At 39.2% G+C, this 22,836-nt stretch carries 19 protein-coding genes and 1 pseudogene; 3 read left to right on the forward strand and 17 right to left on the reverse strand.

What is annotated here, in order from left to right:
• Nucleotides 1-454: 454 nt before the first annotated feature.
• From BLV40_RS25340 to spo0F, 7 genes are all read right to left on the reverse strand, one after another.
• Nucleotides 455-1,039, reverse strand: a complete 585-nt coding sequence (locus tag BLV40_RS25340; protein ID WP_026591842.1) for a thymidine kinase — start codon at nt 1,037-1,039, stop codon at nt 455-457.
• A 108-nt stretch (nt 1,040-1,147) separates the two neighbouring features.
• Nucleotides 1,148-1,393 (reverse strand): type B 50S ribosomal protein L31, encoded by a 246-nt coding sequence (locus tag BLV40_RS25345; RefSeq protein ID WP_026591841.1) that lies wholly within the window; start codon nt 1,391-1,393, stop codon nt 1,148-1,150.
• Nucleotides 1,394-1,648: 255 nt separating this feature from the next.
• Nucleotides 1,649-2,920, reverse strand: a complete 1,272-nt coding sequence (rho, locus tag BLV40_RS25350; RefSeq protein WP_026591840.1) for a transcription termination factor Rho — start codon at nt 2,918-2,920, stop codon at nt 1,649-1,651.
• A gap of 515 nt (nt 2,921-3,435) precedes the next feature.
• Nucleotides 3,436-4,401 (reverse strand): class II fructose-bisphosphatase, encoded by a 966-nt coding sequence (gene glpX, locus BLV40_RS25360; RefSeq protein ID WP_026591839.1) that lies wholly within the window; start codon nt 4,399-4,401, stop codon nt 3,436-3,438.
• Between the two features lie 408 nt (nt 4,402-4,809).
• Entirely contained in the window at nt 4,810-6,099 is a 1,290-nt protein-coding gene (murA, locus tag BLV40_RS25365) for a UDP-N-acetylglucosamine 1-carboxyvinyltransferase (protein WP_026591838.1), read from the reverse strand.
• A gap of 411 nt (nt 6,100-6,510) precedes the next feature.
• A complete protein-coding gene (locus tag BLV40_RS25370) occupies nt 6,511-7,368 on the reverse strand; it encodes a class II fructose-bisphosphate aldolase (protein WP_026591837.1) in 858 nt (285 codons plus the stop codon).
• A 211-nt stretch (nt 7,369-7,579) separates the two neighbouring features.
• On the reverse strand, nt 7,580-7,948 hold the full coding sequence (spo0F, locus tag BLV40_RS25375; RefSeq protein WP_026591836.1) for a sporulation initiation phosphotransferase Spo0F: 369 nt from the start codon (nt 7,946-7,948) through the stop codon (nt 7,580-7,582).
• A 202-nt stretch (nt 7,949-8,150) separates the two neighbouring features.
• On the opposite strand from spo0F, the gene BLV40_RS25380 reads away from it, so the two are divergent.
• Nucleotides 8,151-8,678 (forward strand): DUF2529 domain-containing protein, encoded by a 528-nt coding sequence (locus BLV40_RS25380; RefSeq protein WP_026591835.1) that lies wholly within the window; start codon nt 8,151-8,153, stop codon nt 8,676-8,678.
• A gap of 35 nt (nt 8,679-8,713) precedes the next feature.
• Here BLV40_RS25380 and pyrG read toward each other — a convergent pair whose 3' ends face one another.
• The 8 genes and pseudogenes from pyrG to BLV40_RS25420 form a co-directional block, all read right to left on the reverse strand.
• Nucleotides 8,714-10,321, reverse strand: a complete 1,608-nt coding sequence (pyrG, locus tag BLV40_RS25385) for a CTP synthase (protein ID WP_090695112.1) — start codon at nt 10,319-10,321, stop codon at nt 8,714-8,716.
• Nucleotides 10,322-10,578: 257 nt separating this feature from the next.
• Nucleotides 10,579-11,106, reverse strand: coding sequence for a DNA-directed RNA polymerase subunit delta (gene rpoE, locus BLV40_RS25390; RefSeq protein WP_026591833.1), 528 nt, complete (start codon nt 11,104-11,106; stop codon nt 10,579-10,581).
• A gap of 364 nt (nt 11,107-11,470) precedes the next feature.
• Nucleotides 11,471-12,100: a TetR/AcrR family transcriptional regulator gene (locus BLV40_RS25395; protein ID WP_026591832.1), complete on the reverse strand. Its 630-nt coding sequence runs from the start codon at nt 12,098-12,100 to the stop codon at nt 11,471-11,473.
• 64 nt (nt 12,101-12,164) lie between these two features.
• Complete coding sequence (gene acdA, locus BLV40_RS25400) at nt 12,165-13,304, reverse strand: acyl-CoA dehydrogenase AcdA (protein ID WP_026591831.1); 1,140 nt, start codon at nt 13,302-13,304, stop codon at nt 12,165-12,167.
• Between the two features lie 26 nt (nt 13,305-13,330).
• Nucleotides 13,331-14,461, reverse strand: coding sequence for an acyl-CoA dehydrogenase (locus BLV40_RS25405; RefSeq protein WP_090695154.1), 1,131 nt, complete (start codon nt 14,459-14,461; stop codon nt 13,331-13,333).
• A gap of 90 nt (nt 14,462-14,551) precedes the next feature.
• Nucleotides 14,552-15,403, reverse strand: a complete 852-nt coding sequence (locus BLV40_RS25410; RefSeq protein WP_090695116.1) for a 3-hydroxybutyryl-CoA dehydrogenase — start codon at nt 15,401-15,403, stop codon at nt 14,552-14,554.
• 18 nt (nt 15,404-15,421) lie between these two features.
• Nucleotides 15,422-16,706, reverse strand: a pseudogene (locus tag BLV40_RS25415) (acetyl-CoA C-acetyltransferase).
• 9 nt (nt 16,707-16,715) lie between these two features.
• Nucleotides 16,716-18,827 (reverse strand): (Fe-S)-binding protein, encoded by a 2,112-nt coding sequence (locus tag BLV40_RS25420; protein ID WP_090695122.1) that lies wholly within the window; start codon nt 18,825-18,827, stop codon nt 16,716-16,718.
• A 204-nt stretch (nt 18,828-19,031) separates the two neighbouring features.
• On the opposite strand from BLV40_RS25420, the gene cls reads away from it, so the two are divergent.
• Together cls and uvsE are read left to right on the forward strand one after the other, a co-directional pair.
• Nucleotides 19,032-20,225, forward strand: a complete 1,194-nt coding sequence (cls, locus tag BLV40_RS25425; RefSeq protein ID WP_090695125.1) for a cardiolipin synthase — start codon at nt 19,032-19,034, stop codon at nt 20,223-20,225.
• 35 nt (nt 20,226-20,260) lie between these two features.
• Nucleotides 20,261-21,214: a UV DNA damage repair endonuclease UvsE gene (gene uvsE / locus BLV40_RS25430; protein ID WP_090695128.1), complete on the forward strand. Its 954-nt coding sequence runs from the start codon at nt 20,261-20,263 to the stop codon at nt 21,212-21,214.
• A gap of 171 nt (nt 21,215-21,385) precedes the next feature.
• Here uvsE and BLV40_RS25435 read toward each other — a convergent pair whose 3' ends face one another.
• Both BLV40_RS25435 and BLV40_RS25440 read right to left on the reverse strand, forming a co-directional pair.
• Nucleotides 21,386-21,526, reverse strand: coding sequence for a quorum-sensing peptide PapR (locus tag BLV40_RS25435; RefSeq protein ID WP_244525454.1), 141 nt, complete (start codon nt 21,524-21,526; stop codon nt 21,386-21,388).
• A 123-nt stretch (nt 21,527-21,649) separates the two neighbouring features.
• Complete coding sequence (locus BLV40_RS25440; protein ID WP_090695135.1) at nt 21,650-22,525, reverse strand: helix-turn-helix domain-containing protein; 876 nt, start codon at nt 22,523-22,525, stop codon at nt 21,650-21,652.
• Nucleotides 22,526-22,836: the final 311 nt, after the last annotated feature.

Here is a 22,836-nt window from a genome sequence, read left to right on the forward strand (position 1 = left end):
ATAACGATCTTCTACAGCTTGCAAACGATCTAACACATCATTCACCTCAACATCCTAGTATCTAATACAAATAGTATATGGTACTTAATCAAAAAAACGCAAATTATTATTTTAAAAGCGCAGGCGGCTCGCTCAGAATGGAAGGGGGATGGAGCTTCTGACGTAGAGGCGCCCTTTGCCTCATAGGAAGAAGCGAAACCACCGACCATTCTCGCCGCCGGAGCTAGATATATTTAAAAGCGTAGGCGGCTCACTCAGAATGGAAGGGGGATGGAGCTTCTGACGTAGAGGCGCCCTTTGCCTCATAGGAAGAAGCGAAACCACCGACCATTCTTGCCGCCGGAGCTAGATATATTTAAAAGTGAAGGCGGCTCGCTTAGCTCTGACACACAAAGAGCTTGCCCCAATCTTCATCTATTTTCGAAAAAAACCCGCCCTATGTAGCGAGTTTCACTTATCTTTGTTTTGTAGGTACCGCATGACAATGACGGCAACGCGGCTCATATGACTCTGAAGCTCCAACTAAAATAATTGGATCATCAAAAGAAGCTGGTTCATTATCAATCAAGCGCTGTGTACGACTTGCTGGAGATCCGCATACAGAACAAACTGCTTGCAGCTTCGTTACATATTCGGCAATCGCCATCAGCTGAGGAACTTGTCCAAATGGTAGACCACGGAAATCTTGGTCTAAACCGGCTACAATGACACGATAGCCACGATTTGCCAATATTTGCACCACTTCCACAATGTCCCCATCAAAGAACTGCACCTCATCAATTGCAATAACGTCCATTTCTTCTGTTATATGATTAAATATATCTTTTGAAGCTGAAACAGGAACTGCTCTTACCTTTAATCCATTATGTGAGACAACATCTTCTTCACTATAACGGTTATCAATACATGGTTTAAATACAATCGCCTGTTGCTTTGCAAATTGTGTACGACGTACGCGGCGGATGAGCTCTTCTGATTTCCCAGAAAACATACTTCCGCAAATCACTTCAATCCAACCGTTTTGATTTATTAAGTACATGGAGCTCTCCTTTCATCTACTTTTTATCCAAAGTAGGGTAAAGGTTTAATATTTTCGCAAAAAAAACAGACAAGCGAATAGATACACTTGCCTGTTTTATGTTTTTTATTACTTAAGACCGTATTTCTTATTGAAGCGGTCAACACGTCCGTCTGCAGTAGCAAACTTCTGACGTCCAGTGTAGAATGGGTGAGAATCAGAACTGATCTCAACTTTTAGTAATGGATAAGTGTTTCCATCTTCCCACTCAATTGTTTCGCTAGAACCTTTAGTAGATCCGCTTAAGAATTTGAAGCCTGTGTTTGTGTCCATGAATACAACTTTCTTGTAATCTGGATGGATTCCTGCTTTCATTCTTTTCATCTCCTTCCGCCCTGAATCATTTTCGAAACAGAGTTTTTCATCTTTAGCTGCAATCACAACTATATTGATGAAACACATATGATGAAATTATAACAAGGCTAACTTCATTTTGCAACTACCTGTTTTTGTCTTTTTAAAATAAAAGTGCAAGCGGCTCATCCAGCTCTGATTGGCTAAATTTCTCTCATAAAAAAGCATGGAAAAACTCGCTTAGTATAAAAATAAGCGAGTCATCACCGTTTCCCTTTACTTCGTTGTTACATATCTTTTTGAGTCCGCAACAATGTTTTGTAAAAATTCTTCATTTGTTTTCGTTTGACGCAACTTACGTAAGAAGCTCTCAACAAAGTCTGGTGTATCACGCATTGTTTTACGAATACCCCATAGCTTGTCTAGATGTTCTTTAGGAATTAATAGATCTTCTTTACGTGTACCAGAGCGGCGAATATCAATCGCCGGGAAGATACGACGTTCAGCTAACGAGCGATCTAAATGAAGTTCCATATTACCAGTTCCTTTAAATTCTTCGTAGATTACATCATCCATACGAGAACCTGTATCAACAAGTGCTGTTGCTAAAATCGTTAAGCTACCGCCCTCTTCGATGTTACGAGCTGCCCCGAAAAATCGTTTTGGTCGATGGAACGCAGCTGGGTCTATACCACCCGACAATGTACGTCCACTTGGCGGGATAACGAGGTTGTAAGCACGTGCTAAACGGGTAATACTATCCATTAAAATGATAACGTCTTTCTTATGTTCTACAAGACGCATCGCACGTTCTAATACAAGCTCAGCTACCTTAATATGATTTTCTGGCACTTCATCGAACGTAGAACTTACAACATCGCCTTTGACAGAACGTTCAATATCCGTTACTTCCTCTGGACGCTCATCAATTAAAAGCACAATCAGTTCCGCTTCCGGATGATTTGTTGTAACACTGTGAGCAATTTCTTTTAACAGTATCGTCTTACCAGCCTTAGGAGGCGCGACAATTAAACCACGTTGTCCAAATCCAACTGGTGCGATTAAATCCATAATGCGTGTTGATAATTTCTTTGTTTCTGTTTCCAATTTCATTTGACGATTTGGATATAACGGTGTTAATGCAGGGAAATGCACACGCTCTTTTGCTGATTCCGGATCATCACCATTTACCGCTTCAACTTGTAACAATCCAAAATAGCGTTCATTTTCTTTCGGAGGTCGTACTTTACCAGAAACTTTATCTCCATTACGCAAATCAAAACGACGAATTTGCGAAGCTGAAATATAGATATCTTCTGAGCTTGGAGAATAGTTGATCGGACGTAAAAATCCGAATCCTTCTGATTGAATAATTTCTAGTACACCTTCCATGAAAAAGAAACCTTCTTTTTCTGCGCGAGCTTTTAATATAGCAAAAATTAACTCTTTCTTTGTTAATTTGCTGTAATACGAAATCTTAAATTCTTTCGCAAGCTCATATAATTCTTTTAACTTCATGTTTTCTAATGCTGCAATTGACAAATTCATTCAGACACCACACTTTAATATTATTCTCTTTTCACATGGGTAAAGGGAAAAAATACGGAAGGCAAATACATAATAATGAAAGGCAATAAGTTCAAGTAGGATAATATCCACTATTGTAACCCTTTTATCTAGTTTTAATCAATACGTTGTAACACAAATACAAGAAGCGAAGACAAGAAAAGTTGTCTCCGCTTTTTATATCGCTTCTGTTTTTTTCTTTACACCATTTGGATGAGGGCAAAATCAAAGCTGATTGAGCCGTTTCCACTTTTTATTTATCCAGTTCCAACGGCTAGCTCTTCGTGTCTAAAAACCTTCCCCACTAAAGGAAAAAAGCGCCTTTTGTGCGAAAGAACCTTAGCCAATCAGAACTGAACGAGCCATTTTCACTTTTTATTTAATCCAGCTCCGGCAGCTAGAATGGTCGGTGGCTTCGCGTCTTCCTACGAGGCAAAATACGCCTCTTCGTCAGAAGCTCCATCCCCCTTCCATTCTGATCAAGCTGCTTCCGCTTTTTATTTAATAACCAAATTCGGTTTTTTATTTAAGCTGTGACGTCCGTCAACAAAGCGAACTGTCCCAGATTTTGCACGCATAACAAGGGATTCTGTTGTACCAACGCTACCTTTAAATTGAACGCCGCGTAGTAATTCTCCATCTGTTACACCTGTTGCTGCAAAGATTGCATCGTCACCTTTTACTAAGTCCTCCATACGAAGAATACGATTAGTATCTTCAATACCCATCTTTTTGCAACGAGCTAATTCTGCTTCGTTTTGAGGGAGAAGTTTCCCGTGAATTTCTCCACCTAAACATTTTAATGCAACTGCTGCAAGAACGCCTTCAGGTGCACCACCAGAACCGAATAAAATATCAACACCTGTACGATCAAATGCTGTATTAATCGCTCCTGCTACATCGCCATCATTAATCAATTTAATACGAGCGCCAGCTTTACGAATTTCTTCAATAATCGCTTGGTGACGTGGTCGGTTTAGCACTGTTGCAACAACATCTTCAATATCTTTATTTTTTGCTTTTGCAACGGCACGTAAGTTATCAATAATAGGTGCATCAATATCAACTGCACCTACCGCTTCTGGCCCAACCGCGATTTTATCCATGTACATGTCAGGAGCATGTAACAAATTACCGTGATCCGCAATCGCAATAACAGCAAGTGCATTCCAGCCTCCAGCTGCTACAATATTTGTTCCTTCTAACGGATCAACCGCTACATCAACACGTGGACCGTATCCTGTACCTAATTTTTCCCCGATGTACAGCATTGGCGCTTCATCCATTTCTCCCTCACCAATTACAACTGTACCTTTCATCGGAATTGTATCGAATACATCACGCATTGCAGATGTTGCTGCACCGTCTGCTTCATCTTTTTTGCCGCGTCCCATCCAACGCGCTGATGATAATGCTGCAGCCTCTGTTACACGTACTAACTCCATAGATAAACTTCTTTCCACAATAATCCCTCTCCTTTAAGTCTTAATATTTATGCCGTATTTTGTGAACTGTTTCTTTCTATGAAAACTCCCCCACTTAACTCCTTTGGATCTTAAAGTAGGGGTTTCTCGTGCATCTTAACAGATCATTAACACGAGTGGAGTTGACATAGTTGCCTAATGGCTCAACCCCTCTATTCCATTAGCAAATACCTTTGGAACTACTTTTTTTGTACACAGCGTTCAAGAATGCAGTTACTAACAATGCTACTCTATCCCCAGACCTATTCCTTAAGGATAGAGTTCTCTTTCTTGTTTTTTCATAAAGAGCAACTTCCGTCAGCAGCGATTTTCGTTCCCCACTAACGAAAGCGCCACCACTTTGCCTTTATTCTCCAATAACAGTACATTGCTAGTAATCATTGCAATTTATGCATTTTTCATTTCTTCAATCTCTTGCTGCGTCATTTGTTCTCGCCAAATGTTTGCACCAAGACCTTTAAGCTTGTCTACTATATTTTCATAACCTCGGTCAATATGCTCAAGCCCTGTCACTTCTGTAATACCATCAGCCATTAATCCTGCAATTACAAGTGCAGCACCTGCTCGTAAGTCGCTCGCTTTTACCTTTGCTCCTTGTAACGAGACAGGCCCAGTCACAATAGCAGAACGGCCTTCTACCTTAATTTGTGCATTCATTCGGCGCAATTCATCGATATGTTTGAAACGAGCGCCATAAATCGTATCCGTTACAACTCCCGTACCATGCGCCTTTGTTAAAAGAGTTGTAAAAGGTTGTTGCAAATCTGTCGGAAATCCTGGATACACAAGTGTTTTTATATCAACTATTCGGAGTTTACGATTCCCATTTACCGTAATTTGATCATCGTTCGTCTCGACTTGTACACCAGCTTCTCGTAATTTTGCGGTGATTGACTCTAAATGTTGCGGGATTACATTATCAACTGTTACTTCTCCACCAGATGCCGCTCCTAAAATCATGTACGTACCTGCTTCAATTCGGTCTGGAATAATAGAATGATGACAACCGTGAAGAGAATTCACACCATCAATGCGAATTACATCTGTACCAGCACCTTTAATTCGTGCTCCCATACTTGTTAGTAATGTCGCTACATCAATAATTTCTGGTTCTTTCGCAGCATTTTCAATCACTGTTCTACCTTTTGCACGCACAGCTGCTAGCATAATGTTAATTGTTGCTCCTACACTCACAACATCTAAATAAATACGAGCTCCTCGTAATTCATCCGCTCTTAAATAGATTGCACCTTGCTCATTTGTCACATGTGCACCTAATGCCTCAAATCCTTTAATGTGCTGATCGATTGGCCTTGGTCCTAAGTGACATCCACCAGGAAGCCCAATTACAGCTTTTTTAAAGCGGCCAAGCATAGCGCCCATCAAGTAATAAGAAGCACGTAATCTTTTTACCTTCCCATTTGGCAAAGGCATAGCAACCATTTTGGAAGGATCAATTGTCATCTCTTCCTCCTGATTGTATGTTACAACTCCTCCAATTTCCTCTAGTAGATCTCCTAACATCTTCACATCTGAAATATTAGGTACACCACCGATGGTCACTGGAGTATCAGCTAGAATGGTCGCTGGAATTAGAGCAACAGCACTATTTTTTGCACCGCTCACGCGAATTGATCCATTTAAAGGTCGTCCACCTTCAATCAGCAACTTTTCCATGTTGAGCTCCCTTCTTGTGAATGTATTTACTTTCAGCTCCCCTTTCAAAGAAAACAGAAAGCCTTGCCTTAAGAATCTCATTCGTTCAACAAACTATCAATAAAATATTCTCTAGTCTAAACTTAACAAGCAGTAAGGCCTCACCAAAAAAATAATGATATTTTAAGTGAGTAGATGAAGACTAACTGCCTGTCAAGATTTGTTCATCACTTACTTTAGATACGTTATTACATTTATTAATAGGACTATGCACATTCTGTTCCACTTTTATCTTTAATAGAAGTAGAAAACTCCTTTAGTATATAAGAAATGTAGAAATTTAATTAATCTTAAGACTTGTTCACGCTTTCATTATACAACGAAAGGAAACCGTCTAAAAGACTAGACGGTTTCCAAAACGGAATTTTATTCTTACGCTTTACCGTTAGAACCGAATTCACGAATTTTACCAACAACAGTTGCTTTGATAGCTTCGCGGCCAGGTCCGATAAATTTACGAGGATCGTAAACTTCTTGGTCTTTGTTTAATACTTCGCGAACAGCTTTTGTAAACTCGATTTGGTTCTCAGTGTTTACGTTGATTTTTGAAGTACCTAAAGAAATAGCTTTCACGATATCAGCAGTTGGGATACCAGTACCACCGTGAAGTACTAAAGGTACACCAGTGAAGTCGCGAACTTGTTCCATTTCTTTGAATCCTAAGTTAGGCTCACCTTTGTAAGGACCATGTACAGAACCTAAAGCTGGAGCTAGGCAGTCGATGCCAGTTGCTTCAACAAGGTGTTTACACTCTTCAGGATCAGCGTAGATAACGCCTTCAGCAATTACGTCGTCTTCTTGTCCGCCAACTGTACCAAGCTCAGCTTCTACAGATACGTTACGAGCGTGTGCGTATTCTACTACTTTTTTAGTAGTTTCTACGTTTTCTTCGAATGGATGGTGAGAAGCGTCGATCATTACAGATGTGAAACCTGCATCGATTGCTTCTTTACATTTTTCGAAGCTTGAACCATGGTCAAGGTGAATCGCTACAGGAACAGTGATGTTCATTTCTTCGATTAAAGCTTTAACCATAGCTACAACTGTTTTGAAACCAGTCATATGACGAGCTGCACCCTCAGATACACCTAGGATTACAGGAGATTTTTCTTCTTCTGCAGCAGCTAAAATAGCTTGAGTCCACTCTAAGTTGTTCATGTTGAATTGACCAACTGCGTATTTTCCTTCTAGTGCTTTGTTTAGCATTTCTTTCATGGAAACTAAAGGCATGGTGAATCCTCCTAAAAAACGTTTTTTGTATCCGATAAGTTCTTATCGCTGGTAGTATGACCAGAATAAGGTAAAATATGTATATCTACATACCGGACTTTTTTCTACACTCAATAGGATAACAACTTGTATCCAAAAACTCAACTGTATTCACCTGCTCATCAGCCCATGTAAACGCTTTTTTCCATTTTTTTTATAAAAAATTCATTTTTTAAGCCTGTACAGCAATTTCATTTCGTACTGCTTGACGAATTTCGTCAATATCAAACGGCTTAGCAAAGTGCATGAGAGCCCCTAGATCTTTCGCTTCCTGAATCATATCAAGCTCTCCGTAAGCAGTCATTAAAATAACTTTAATATCTTCATTAATTTCTTTTACATGTTTTAAAATCTCTATACCATCCATACCTGGAATTTTCATATCTAAAATAACTAAATCTGGATTATCCTTTTTCACGATATCTAAAGCTTGAAATCCATTTGCTGCTTGGAACGTTTGATAACCTTCTTTTTGGAACACTTCATGCAATAACACACGAATGCCGTATTGATCATCAACGATTAAAATTTTCCCTTCCATAATCCCCAACCTTTCTGTGTAAATACAAGATTAAAAGCTTCTTATATCCTATTCGATTATTTTCGCTACTGTTTACCAAATTCCTTCCTGTTCTTTCTTATTTTATCGTCTACTATTTTGTTATGCTACCCCTATTACTTCGCCTTTCTAAAAAAATAAGCTATAATGAAAGCCGCCTAACACAATCGAAAGGAGCAACATAATGTTAAAAATTTTTTCTACTCAATTGAGCGGCTATTTTACACGAATTTCTCAAACAGAAGAGATGAATATAGAAGATAGTGCCCGTCTACTTGCCCAAGCTTTAGTTGGCGATGGCATCGTTTATTTACACGGTACACAAGAAATGGAGGGCGTAGTTCTTGAAGCACTGCATGGCGCAGAATCACTCAAACAAGCAAAACGCTTAATAGAAAACGGTAACCAAGCAGACGTTACTTCCGCAGACCGCGTACTTCTTATCAGTCGTTTTTCAACAGATGAGGATATCATTTCATTGGCTAAAAAGTTACAAGAAGAGGGTCATTCTATTGTTGGTATTTCAGCTATTCAAAATGGCGATGTCTCACTAGAACAATTTACAGATGTACATATTGATACAAAATTACTAAAAGGTTTGATTCCCGATGATGAAGGCAACCGTTACGGTTTCCCTAGTTTAATCTTATCCCTCTTTGCTTATCACGGTTTAAAATTTACAATTGATGAAATGATAAACGAATATGAGTAAAGGAAAAAGGCGTCCAAATTTGGACGCCTTTTTTATTACTTGCTTTCTTTATTCGTAATAGAAGCTTTTACGAAATCACGGAACAACGATTGTGGACGGTTTGGACGAGATACAAGTTCTGGATGGAACTGTGCTGCCACGAACCAAGGATGATCTTGTAATTCAATGATTTCTACTAAACGACCGTCTGGGCTTGTACCAGAGAAAATGAATCCAGCTCCTTCCATGTCTTTACGGAATTCGTTGTTGAACTCATAACGATGACGATGACGCTCATATACAACCGGTTCGTTATACGCATTGTAAGCATTTGTTTCTGGAGTAAGCTTACATGGGTATAGACCAAGACGAAGTGTACCACCTAAGTCTTCTACATCTTTTTGTTCTGGTAATAAGTCGATAATTGCATAAGGTGTGTCAGGGTTAATTTCAGAAGAGTTAGCTCCTTCTAATCCTAATACGTTACGTGCAAATTCGATTGATGCAAGTTGCATTCCTAAGCAAATTCCTAAGAATGGAACTTTATTTTCACGTGCATATTGAATTGCAGCGATTTTCCCTTCTACACCGCGGTCGCCGAAGCCACCTGGTACAAGGATACCGTCTGTATCGCCAACTAATTCTTTTACGTTTTCTGCTGTTACGTGCTCAGCGTTTACCCATTTCACTTCTACATCTGTATCAAATGAATAACCTGCATGGCGAAGTGCTTCTACAACAGAAATGTATGCATCTTGAAGCTCTACATATTTACCAACAAGAGCGATTTTTGTTTTCTTAGATAGGTTGCGTACTTTTTCAACTAATGCAGTCCATTCTGTCATATCTGCAGCTGGGTTGTCTAATTTTAAGTGATCGCAAACGATTTGGTCCATATTTTGCTCTTGAAGAGATAATGGAACTGCATATAATGTATCTGCATCGCGCGCTTCAATAACTGCTTTTGTATCAATGTCACAGAATAATGCTAGCTTGTCTTTCATATCTTGAGAAACAGGCATTTCTGTACGAACAACGATAATGTTTGGCTGAATGCCTAAGCTACGAAGTTCTTTAACGCTATGTTGCGTTGGCTTTGTTTTCATTTCACCCGCTGCTTTTAAGTACGGGATTAGTGTACAGTGAATGTACATTACGTTGTCACGGCCAATATCGCTCTTAATTTGGCGAATTGCTTCTAGGAATGGTAGAGACTCGATATCACCAACCGTTCCCCCGATTTCCGTAATAACAACGTCCGCATTTGTTTCGCGGCCTGAACGATATACACGCTCTTTAATTTCATTTGTAATGTGAGGAATAACTTGAACTGTTCCTCCTAGATATTCACCGCGACGCTCTTTTTGAAGAACTGAAGAGTAAATTTTACCTGTTGTTACGTTGCTGTATTTGTTTAAATTAATGTCGATGAAACGCTCATAGTGACCAAGGTCTAAATCTGTTTCTGCGCCATCATCTGTTACGAATACCTCACCGTGTTGGTATGGGCTCATTGTCCCCGGGTCTACGTTAATGTATGGGTCAAACTTTTGAATTGTTACGTTTAAACCACGATTTTTTAAAAGTCTTCCAAGGGATGCTGCTGTAATTCCTTTTCCTAAAGAAGATACTACACCGCCTGTTACAAAAATATACTTAGTCATGAAAGTACTCCCTTCTACTTTGTTGTTATATAATCACCGTTGCAAAGCGCAACGTATGTAGATAACACTGTATCTATCTTATTGTTAGACTCTTTTTATTTTCTAAACAAAAAACAAAAAAGAAAATTGCTCCCCTCATTACAAAAAGTAATAAGTAGGGAGCAATTTTCTTTTATATTTACACTTAAAAAGTATTATCGTCCTGTTTTAAAGAGCCCAAAAATGATTCTACATGGACGATAATGAAAAGTCAAGAACTACAGTTCTTCCTCTTCCTCTTCTTCTGTTTCATCGTACTCGAGTTCTTCGTCAGCGAATTCTTCATCTTCTTCATCTTCTAAGTCATCAAGATCATCGTCTTCATCAAGAACCTTGTCCAAATCTTCTACATCATCATCGTCTTCGTTTTCATCATCGAAGTCTTCTTCACTGAAGTCTTCGTCTTCTTCAACGTAGTCATCAAAGTCATCTTCTTCAACCTTGCGCTTTTTCTTAGGTTTTGGTTGAGGTAGAATTTCCTCATCGATTTGCTCGTATGGGTACCAGCTACGTAGTCCCCAACGGTTTTCTCCTAAATTGATGAAACGTCCATCAATATTTAAATCTGTATAAAATTGTGCGATCTTCGCAGCAACTTGTTCTTGAGATAGTCCCAGCACTTGAGCAATTTCTTGAACCAAATCATGGAATGACGTTGCCTGTCTTTTATCCTCTAAAACACTATGTACAACCTCAATCATGGAAAATTCTTTTAGCTCTTCTGGTGAATATTGCTTAAAATCCACTTATGCGGCACTTCCTTTCTTAAAATATAATCCTATATATAACGGCCTGTTTAAAAAAATCCATACTATTCATTATAAACAAAACTCCAACAAATATGCTACAAAAAAAATGGGAAACTTTTATAAGGAGTCATTAAAAGTGATTATAGGCCATTATTTACGAGATTAAGCTGTAAGAACGATATAAATCCATTGTGATTTTCAAGCATATAAATTGCGGCTATAAATACAAAAGTGGATTTCCTCTCATTTTCCTCTCCTGATTTCACCCAGCATGGGGCTAAAAAAGGCTCTGACCGCTTCTATGCATGGCCGGATGCTCTCTCCCGCCTAAATAAAGAGAGTTTTATATTTATATAACCTTCTATTTCGGAAGCATATGCGCTCCATGTAAAACATACCTAATCTGCATTTCTGTATATTCCTCTAGCGTATAAAGCTTTTGTAACGCCCAACGTCTAAATCCCCACATTTGTCCTTGAATGAAAATATTATGAGCGAGCAGCTGTATTTCCTTTTTTGTTAATGTAAATGTGCCGTTTCTCGTGCACTGTTCTAAAATATTTTCAAACATCCCCACCATTTGGAACTCTTTTTCTAACACGTATGGAAGAGACTCTTTCGGTAAAAAACGAACTTCTTGATACATAATTAATACTTCTTCTTGTAACTCATCCATCACTTTAAAATAATTCGTAATTGCTATTCTTAAACTTTCAATACTTCCTTTTTCTGTGCACACTACTTTTTCTAATCTTTCTTTTACATGTTCGTAAATACTATCACATACTAGATATAAGACATCATCTTTCGTACGAATATATTCATAAAGTGTCCCAATACTAAACCCCGCCGCTTTTGCAATCTCCCTCGTTGTTGTACGCGGAAATCCTTTTTGTTTAAAAAGCTGCACAGCTCCTTTGATCATCTGTTCACGCCTTAGCGCAACCAGCTTCTCATCCTTTACAGATGCATGTACATTGTGCTTAACCATCCCCTTCACCTCTCTCTATTATTTGGAAGGAAAAAGCGTAGGAAGCCCCCCTACGCTCTTTCTCTTATTTCGTTAACATACGAGAAATCACAAGTCTTTGAATTTCTTGTGTTCCCTCATAAATTTGCGTAATCTTCGCATCGCGCATAAAACGTTCCACTGGATAATCTTTCGTATATCCATATCCACCAAATACTTGCACTGCTTCAGTCGTTACTTTCATCGCCGTATCGCCAGCAAATACTTTCGACATCGCCGATTCTTTTCCGTATGGAAGTCCTTCTGATTCTAGCCAAGCAGCTTGATATGTTAATAGGCGCGCTGCTTCTACATTTGTCGCCATATCCGCTAATTTAAAACCGATTCCTTGTTGCGCGGCGATTGGCTTCCCAAATTGGTGCCTTTCTCTCGCATAATCCACAGAAGCATCTAAAGCGCCTTGCGCGATACCAACGGCCTGTGCAGCAATCCCATTACGTCCGCCGTCCAGCGTCTGCATTGCAATTTTAAACCCTTGTCCTTCTTCGCCAAGTAAGTTCTCAGCAGGGATACGGCAGTCTTCAAACATGATTTCTGTTGTTGGTGAAGAGCGAATCCCAAGCTTGCTCTCTTTCTTACCAACTGAAAATCCTGGTGCATCACTTTCTACAATGAATGCACTTGTGCCGCGCTGTTTCGATTCTGGATCAGTTAATGCAAAGACAACGTAAATATCAGCGATTCCCCCATTTGTAATAAAAATTTTGGACCCATTTAAAATGTAATGATCACCATCGCGCTTTGCCGTCGTTCTCATCCCGCCTGCATCTGAACCAGAACCTGGCTCTGTTAAACCGTATGCGCCAATTTTCTTTCCTTCTGCCATCGGACGTAAAAACTTTTGTTTTTGCTCTTCTGTTCCAAATTTAAAAATAGGCCATCCAGCAAGCGAAGTATGAGCAGATAACGTTACACCTGTCGAAGCGCAAACACGTGATAACTCTTCTACCGCGATCACGTACGCTAAGTAATCGCTTCCAATCCCGCCGTATTCTTCAGGCCATGGAATTCCTGTTAAACCAAGTTCTGCCATTTGGTCAAATAAAGCACGGTCAAATCGTTCTTCTTCGTCGCGCTCAGCAGCTGTTGGGGCCACTTCATTTCTCGCAAAGTCCCGAACCATTTTTCTTATCATTTCGTGTTCTTCTGATAATTTAAAATGCATGTTTCTTCCTCCCCGCTCTCTTCTCTCTATAGTGCACGGCTAATAACAAGCCTTTGTATTTCACTCGTTCCTTCGTAAATTTCACAAATTTTTGCATCACGGAAAAATCGCTCAACTGGATAATCTTTCGTATAACCGTAACCACCAAATACTTGCACCGCTTCAATTGCGACATCCACCGCTGTTTTCGAAGCAAATAACTTTGCAATAGATGCTTCTTTCCCGCACGGAAGTCCTTGCGCTCTGAGCGATGCTGCCCTATACACAAGTAGCCTCGCTGCTTCTACGCTCGTAGCCATATCTGCTAGTTTAAAGCCAAGTCCTTGCTGCGCGGCAATCGGCTTCCCAAATTGCTGACGTTCCTTCGCATAATCCACTGCACATGTTAGCGCTGCCTCAGCGATTCCAAGTGCCTGTGCCCCGATACCAATGCGGCCAACATCTAAATTTGCCATCGCTACTTTAAAGCCTTGTCCTTCTTCACCAAGTAAGTTCTCTGCTGGCACCTTCATATCTTCAAATGTTAATTGCACGGTACGAGAACCAAGCAGTCCCATCTTATGCTCGTCTTTGCCAACGATTAAGCCTGGTGTATCTTTTTCTACAATAAACGCCGAAATCCCGCTTTTTCCTGCACCTGGATTTGTAGAAGAAAATACGATATATGTATTTGCCTCGCCGCCGTTTGTAATAAATACTTTCGATCCGTTAATGATATAGTGGTCACCCTGTTTTATGGCCCTTGATTTTAAGCTACCTGCATCTGAACCCGCATTCGGCTCCGTTAAAGCAAATGCACCTAAATATTCACCTGTCGCCAGTTTAGAAACATATTTCTGTTTCTGTTCCTCTGTTCCAAAATATAAAATTGGGTTTGTTCCAACCGATGTATGTACCGCTAAAATAACACCAATCGTCGCGCTCACTTTTGATATTTCCTCAATCGCTAAAATGTAAGAAATGAAATCCATTTCCGCGCCACCATATTTTGCCGGCGCTGGAATCCCCATAAGTCCAAGTTCCCCCATTTTCGTCAAAATTTCTCTAGGGAACACCCCTTGTTCCATACTTGGAACAAAGGGGGCAATTTCCTTTTGCGCAAAATCCCGAACCATTTTCCTCATCATCTGCTGCTCTTCCGTAAAATAAAAATTCATACGCCCCGCCTCCATTTGCTATATATCCTCTTTCACCTTCCTGGTAAGACCACTACTTTGTAAAAAAGAGGGAGATCTACCTTATCTTGCTTACTCGTATACGTAGAAACCGCGTCCTGTTTTTCTTCCTAACCACCCTGCATTTACATACTTACGTAATAATGGACATGGGCGATACTTACTATCTCCTAGTCCTTCATGCAGAACTTCCATAATGTATAAACACGTATCTAAGCCGATAAAATCCGCTAACGTCAGTGGTCCCATAGGGTGATTCATACCAAGCTTCATTACTTCATCAATCGCTTCTTTTGTCGCTACACCTTCATATAGCGTATAAATCGCTTCATTGATCATCGGTAATAAAATACGGTTAGAAACAAATCCAGGGAAGTCATTTACTTCAACAGGTACTTTTCCGATTTTCTTTGTAATGTCTTCGATTGTTTCGTATACCGCATCGTCTGTTGCAAGCCCGCGGATAATTTCAACAAGCTTCATCACTGGAACTGGATTCATAAAGTGCATACCGATTACTTTCTCTGGGCGGTTTGTTACCGCTGCGATTTCGGTAATTGGTAAGGAAGATGTATTTGTTGCCAAAATTGTATGTTCTGGTGCAATTTCATCTAAATTCGCGAAAATTTTCTTTTTAATATCCATTTTCTCAACGGCTGCCTCAATGACAAGATCCGCTTCTTTTACACAATCCAATTCAAGCGTCGCAGTAAGACGATTTAAAGTTGCTTCCTTTGACTCTTCATCCATGCGTCCTTTTTCTACTTGGCGTGCTAAGTTTTTTGTAATAATGGATAATCCCCGATCTAATTGGTCTTGCTTCAAATCTTGCATATACACATCATATCCTGCCATCGCACACACCTGTGCAATACCTGAACCCATTTGCCCCGCACCGATTACCACAATTTTTTGTACACTCATTTTTTCTCCCCCTTTTTATTAATGAACCTCAATCATAATCGCGTCGCCTTGACCGCCACCGCTGCAAATCGATGCAATTCCAATTCCACCGCCGCGCTGCTTCAGCGCATGAATAAGCGTTACAATAATCCGTGCTCCGCTTGCTCCAATTGGATGACCCATCGCAACCGCGCCGCCATTTACGTTAATTTTCTCCGGATCAATTCCTGCAATATTTGCACTCGCAATTGAAACTGCTGCAAAGGCTTCGTTAATCTCAAATAAGTCAATCTCATCCACAGTCTTACCTGTTTGTTTCAAAAGTTCGTTAATCGCATAACCTGGCGTTCTTGGGAAATCCTTCGCTTCTACTGCAATGGCTGTATGCGCTAAAATTGTCGCTAACGGTTTTCTTCCTTCTTGCTGCGCTCTGTCTTCGCTCATTAATACAAGCGCTGCCCCGCCGTCATTTAATCCAGGTGCATTCCCAGCTGTTACTGTTGCTGCCGGATCAAATACAGGTTTTAATTTTGCTAACTTTTCAATTGTTGTATCCTCACGTGGCGCTTCATCTTTTGTAACAACAATCGGATCTCCTTTGCGCTGCGGTACTGAAACAGGAACGATTTCTTCTTCAAATCTTCCTTCTTTTTGCGCAGCAACTGCGCGCTGATGACTACGGTACGCCCATTCATCTTGCGCTTCGCGAGAGATTCCATCCTCCTTCGCGACTTCCCCGCCATACACGCCCATATGTATACCAGAAAATGAACATGTTAAGCCATCTACTATATTTAAATCAGCAACTTGATTATGTCCCATCCGATATCCCCATCGGGCACCTTGTAGAATATAAGGACTATTGCTCATCGATTCCATTCCACCCGCTACAATAAGCGTTTGATCCCCAGTGCGAATAACTTGATCCGCTAATGTCACAGCACGTAGTCCCGATGCACAAACTTTATTCACTGTTTCTGTACGAGTTTCCCAAGGAAGTCCAGCTTCTCTTGCTGCCTGGCGCGAAGGAATTTGCCCCTGTCCGCCTTGAATCACCGCTCCAAATATAACTTCTTCAACATCATTTGCAGCAACATTCGCTCGTTCAAGCGCAGCTTTAATCGCAATTCCTCCAAGTTCCGTTGCTTTAACATCCTTTAAAGATCCCCCAAATTTTCCAACCGGTGTTCTTGCAGCACTTAAAATAACTGTTCTTACCACGTTTATTTCCCCCATTTCTTTTTTTCGGCGCTGAGCGCACGCTCGGTACTCCTACGCTGAGAAGAGGTGCAAATCTTGCACCTCTTTCTAAAGTTGTATAGATTCTTACGTACTACATAGCTTCTTTTTTAGGTCCAATTACAGAGCGTTCTAAAATTTCTGTTACATCAAGTGTCTGAACTTGCTCTTCTACTTCTTTTGCTTTCGTACCGTCACTAATCATCGTTAAGCAATACGGACATCCTGTACCAATAATTGACGGTTTCACAGCAAGCGCCTGCTCTGTACGGGCAACGTTAATGCGCGAACCTGTTGTTTCTTCCATCCACATAAGTCCGCCGCCTGCGCCGCAGCACATGCCAGTTTCACGATTACGCTCCATTTCAACAACTTTCACACCTGGAATTGCTTTTAAAATACTACGCGGTGCTTCATATACTTCGTTGTATCTTCCTAAATAACAGGAGTCATGATACGTAATCGTCTCTTCAATACGGTGAACCGGCTCTAGTCGCCCTTCTTTCACCCACTGCGCTAATAATTCTGTATGGTGATAGACTTCTGCTTGTAAGCCAAAGTCTGGATACTCATTTTTAAATGTGTTATAGGCATGCGGATCAATCGTAACAATTTTCTTCACACCTGCTTTTTCAAACTCTTCAATGTTCTTTGTAGCCATCTCTTGGAATACGAACTCATTTCCAAGGCGTCGTGGTGTATCTCCAGAGTTCTTTTCTTTGTTACCAAGAATCGCAAATGATATGCCTGCTTTATTCATCAGCTTCGCAAACGATATCGCAATTTTCTGACTGCGATTATCATACGATCCCATAGACCCAACCCAGAATAAATATTCAAATTCTTCGCCAGCTTTCGTTTTCTCTTTCACAGTCGGAACCGTTACTTCATCATCACCTTGTCGCCATGTTTCGCGCTCTTTACGATTCAGCCCCCACGGATTTCCTTGGCGTTCAATATTTGTCATTGCACGCTGCGCTTCCGCATCCATCTTTCCTTCTGTTAAAACAAGATAACGACGTAGATCAATAATTTTATCAACATGCTCATTCATAACAGGGCACTGGTCTTCGCAGTTACGGCACGTTGTACATGCCCAAATTTCTTCTTCTGTAATGACATCCCCGATTAAACTCGGATCATATGAAAGTGCCGTAGCAGCTGACTCCTGTTGTCCTTGACCAGCCGTCATCATCGCTAACTGATTTCCTTGAGTATTGTTAAATGCAACTGCCGGAACCCACGGTACCTTTGATGTCACCGCTGCCCCCTTATCAGTTAAATGATCGCGAAGCTTTAAAATTAAATCCATTGGCGACAGCATCTTGCCTGTCCCTGTTGCCGGGCACATACTCGTACAGCGTCCGCATTCTACACAAGCATATAAATCAATAAGTTGTGTCTGTCTAAAGTCTTCAATTTTTCCAACACCAAATGTTTCTTGTGTTTCATCTTCAAAATCAATTTTTTCAAGTTTTCCTGGATTAGAAAGACGGCTAAAAAATACATTGGCCGGTCCAGCAATTAAATGAGCGTGTTTTGATTGTGGTACATAAACTAAAAATGTTAACAAAATAAGTAGATGCACCCACCAAGAAAAATAGAACACCGAAATGGCTACGGTTTCATTTATTCCCGAAAAAACGTAAGCGATTCCAGAAGCAATTGGTTCGCTCCATGAAAGTTCCTCACCGTGCCATATAATGCCCATGCCGTTACCAAGTAGTACAGAAAGCATTAAGCCTCCAATAAAAATAAGAACAAGGCCCGATTTAAAATTACGTTTTAAACGAACAAGCTTTTCAACATATCTTCTATGAAAAGCCCAAAAAACTGCGATTAAAATCATAAGTGTGACAATTTCCTGGAAGAATGTAAATGCAGGGTATAGTGGTCCAAGTGGAAGATGTGATCCTGGTGCGAGTCCTTTCCAAATGAAGTCAATTGCTCCGAATTGGACAAGAATAAATCCGTAAAAAAACATAACGTGCATGATGCCGCTTTTTTTATCTTTCAGCAATTTTTTTTGGCCGAAAACGTTGACCTTCAGGAGATCCCATCGCTCTTTAAAGCGGCGGTCAAATTCTACTTTTTTTCCTAGTTGTATGTAGGCCATCCTCGTCCGTATAAGATATACAAACAAATATCCCGCATAAGCAATAACAGCAATGGCAGCCAGCCAATTAATGATCAGTAAACTATTCATTTTTATGCTACCCCTCTCTTTGTAAGCCTTCTTTCTTTTAGAATCTTCGAAAATAAATAATTTTCTGAATTATATCCTCTATCCTCATTATATAATGAGTGAGCATTCAGTCAACAGTTTTTTGTTATACAACACAATATTTTTTCATAAAGCTGTTTATTTAGGTGAAACTATAAAAATGAATTCGCAGGAGGTAATTTGATAATGGTCTTTTTATCTCTCTTACTAATAGGCTTAATCATATGGGTCTCACTCGACTTTTTGCTCGGAAGAACACATCATTTAAAAAAAGTAAAGCCCCGCCCTTTTCCTTTACGACGCGGCAATTTTAAATTGTATACATGGGGAACAAATTTATATAATGATTTATTTCTGGATATACAGGAGGCAAAACACCATATACATATTCTATTTTTCATTGTCAAAAATGATGAAATTAGTCACACCTTTTTACAACTTCTCACTGAAAAAGCAAAACAAGGGATAGAAGTACGTCTACTTCTCGATCGTATAGGAAGCCATCATTTATCAGATGAGGCGATTCGCTCAATGCGACAACACGGTGTATCTTTTTCATATTGTCATAAAATCAAGATCCCTTTTCTCTTTTTTTCTGCAAACCAAAGAAATCATAGAAAAATTACGATTATCGACGGGAAGATTGGCTATATTGGGGGATTCAACATCGGAGAAGAATATTTAGGGCGTGATCCAGAACTTGGCCTTTGGCGTGATTATCATTTACGCCTAACTGGAGAAGGCGTACAAGATTTACAAAAACAATTTTTGCACGATTGGCGCGATGATACAAATGAAGATTTACTAGAAGAAGTGGCACTTTTTCCCAAACAACTACCAGGTCCTATATTGCACCGCTTTATCCCAACAGACGGTGCTTATTTACAGGAAACATTTGTATCACTGATTGAAAGTGCAAAAGAAGAATTATACATTGGCACACCCTATTTTGTTCCGGGAAAAATAGTAATGAATGCATTATTACAAGCAAAGAAACGAGGTGTTCGCATTACAATTCTCGTTCCTAAAAAAGCAGACCACCCGCTCGTTCGCGAAGCTAAGCTACCATACTGCCGGAAATTGATGAAGGTAGGATGTAACATTTATGAATTTCAACAAGGTTTTTTTCATGCAAAAATTATTATGGTAGATAATCATATTTGTGATATCGGAACAGCTAATTTTGATATGAGAAGCTTATATATTAATCATGAAATAAATTGTCTCCTGTATGACTCAGCTTTTATACAAGAAATTAAGGTTCAAATTAGCAAAGATATCGAAGGGTCTACATTGCTTACTTGGAAAGATGTCGCTTCTCTTTCCCTTGTTGATAAAGGAAAAGAATGGATTGGAACGTTACTAGCATTTTTCTTATGAAATGAAACTTTTAATAATTAACGGGGGTAGGGCAGATGATTATGCGCTTTGGGTATGTCTCACATGCAATGGCTTTGTGGGACTGTTCCCCTGCTAAAACAATGACATTTACAACGTGGAAAAAGCTTGGCAAACAGGAACGAGAAGAAAAATTATATAACATTACAATGCAAAACCTTATGCATACATTACGTATCCTGCATTATAATATCGCACATGAAATTCCATTATACCGATTATCATCTTCTATCGTCCCACTCGCCACCCACCCTGAAGTTGATTTTAATTATATCGATACATTTACACCATTTTGGCGTAAGATGGGGGAATTAATTCGAGAGTATAACTTACGAGTCAGCTTTCATCCAAATCAGTTCACATTATTTACAAGTGAAAAACCTCATGTTACAGACAATGCGGTTTTAGATATGATGTATCACTATAACGTATTAGATGCAATGGGACTCGCAGACTCTTCCTACATTAACATTCATATTGGAGGTGCATACGGCAACAAAGAGAAAGCTTTACTGCGCTTTCATGAAAACTTAAAAAAGCTCCCTTTCCATATCAAACAGCAAATGACACTTGAAAATGATGATAAAACCTATACAGCCTCTGAAACATTGGCCGTTTGTAAGCAAGAAAGAATCCCTTTTGTATTTGATTATCATCATCACATGGCAAATCTTTGTGATGAACCGTTAGAGACACTACTACCAGCTATTTTCGAAACATGGAATCATACAAATACCATTCCTAAGATCCACATTTCTTCACCAAAATCAGAGAAGGAATTCAGATCCCACGCTAATTATATTGATACTGCATTTATAAATCCCTTTTTACATATTGCCAATGCAGTAAATCAAGATTTTGACATTATGATTGAGAGTAAACAAAAAGATTTAGCACTTTTTCAGCTAGTAGATGAACTTGCTTCTATAAGAGGAATGAAACGAATAAGCAGCGCAACGTTACAATGGTAATTGTAACGTTTTTTCACGATTTTCTTCGGTGTGGTTGCTGATGTTTTTGAATCCGAGGAATAACAGCTATTCTCACATATTTAAACCTTTAACTACATGCAAAAGTTTTTAATTAGCGAACTCGTTATCCCCAGTAAAAAAGAACCCACAAATGGGTTCTTTCTTTTTATCTTAATGTTCAAATGGTAAATCTGAAGCTAATTGTACTTGTTCCTGTTGATTTGTTAATGCGTGATCCTGACTTACTCCGAACGCCACACCAGCTAACATTGCTACCGCCATTAAACTGCATGCAAGAAACTTTTTCATCATTTATCACCCTATGTTCTATTTTCTTTAAATATATCATGAAATAATTTCTTGAAAAAATGCAATTATGCATATTCTCATATAATTTCATTAGTTAATAGTTTAACGTTAATTAAAGGGAGAACACTATCCGTTCGTTCCCTCCGAATAGGTCCTTTTTTTTAACAGTGTTTCTTTATAAGAATGTAAATCTAGTAAATCAAAAAATAATAAAGCCTTTTCATAAACACATGCAATTTCACTTAACGGATAAGTTAATTTCTCTAAACACTCTCCCTTTTGATAGTACAGTTGTCCAAGAAGCTTCATACTTCCTATACAGCGCGATGTTTCAATTGCCTTCTCTACCTGGTGAAGCGCTTTCTCATACTCATCGCTTAAATATAAGGCTTTTGCATAGTTATATCGAACCTTAACAATGAAATCCGGATCACTCTGTAACGACTCAAGCTGATTTAAAATATTTTGAAATAATGTAATAGCTTTTTCTAGATGATTATTTTCTGCATAAATACTAGCAATCGAATTTTCAATATACAAATTTTGAAACACATCCATCCCACCATATTGCTGATGAATGATATTTTTCAACTCTGAAATACAGTATTCAAAACTAACTTTCTTTAAAGCATAAGAGGATAAATGATAATACCATAGAAGAAATTGCTTAAATTCAGGATGACACTCTTCTTTCTTAAGTTCCTCTGAAACAATTTTATGAATTTCACCATACTGTTTCTTCTTACACAATATTTGAATTTGATCCTTAAACTGTTTCTTTCTTTCAAGATCAGAATAAATGAGAACTTCATAAAAGTGAATGATGGGAACTCTTAGCTTCGCTGCAATCCCTTGAAGTATATCCATACTTGGGTATACTGCTCCTGACTCAATCCTACTTACTTCTGATTGATGACATATATTATCAGACAACTGCTTTTGTGTTAAACCTCTTAACATTCTAATTTTCTTTATTTCAGCTCCTAGCTTTTCTGCGTGCATAATCGCTCACCATCCCATTACAGAAATCTAACTTTTAAAGTTGTCATACCACTACAATAATAGTTTTTCGACATTTTTTGATATGAAATATTGCATAATATGTACATAAAATCCCGCAAATTTTTCTTACAATTCATCTCATACAAATGTATTAGCGATAAATGATAAGTATTGTATTCCTTGTACTTTTGGCCTATTCTTTCCTTTATCCACTGAATTGATTGATACTAAAGGGGTTGCTAACAATGGAGTAATTACGGCTGTTAGTGGTAGAGTTGCCTAGATTTAAACATGGCAACCTAGTCTTACTA

Origin of the sequence: Bacillus sp. 166amftsu (assembly GCF_900107445.1) — a bacterium.
GTDB classification, from domain to species: Bacteria; Bacillota; Bacilli; order Bacillales; family Bacillaceae_G; genus Bacillus_A; species Bacillus_A arachidis.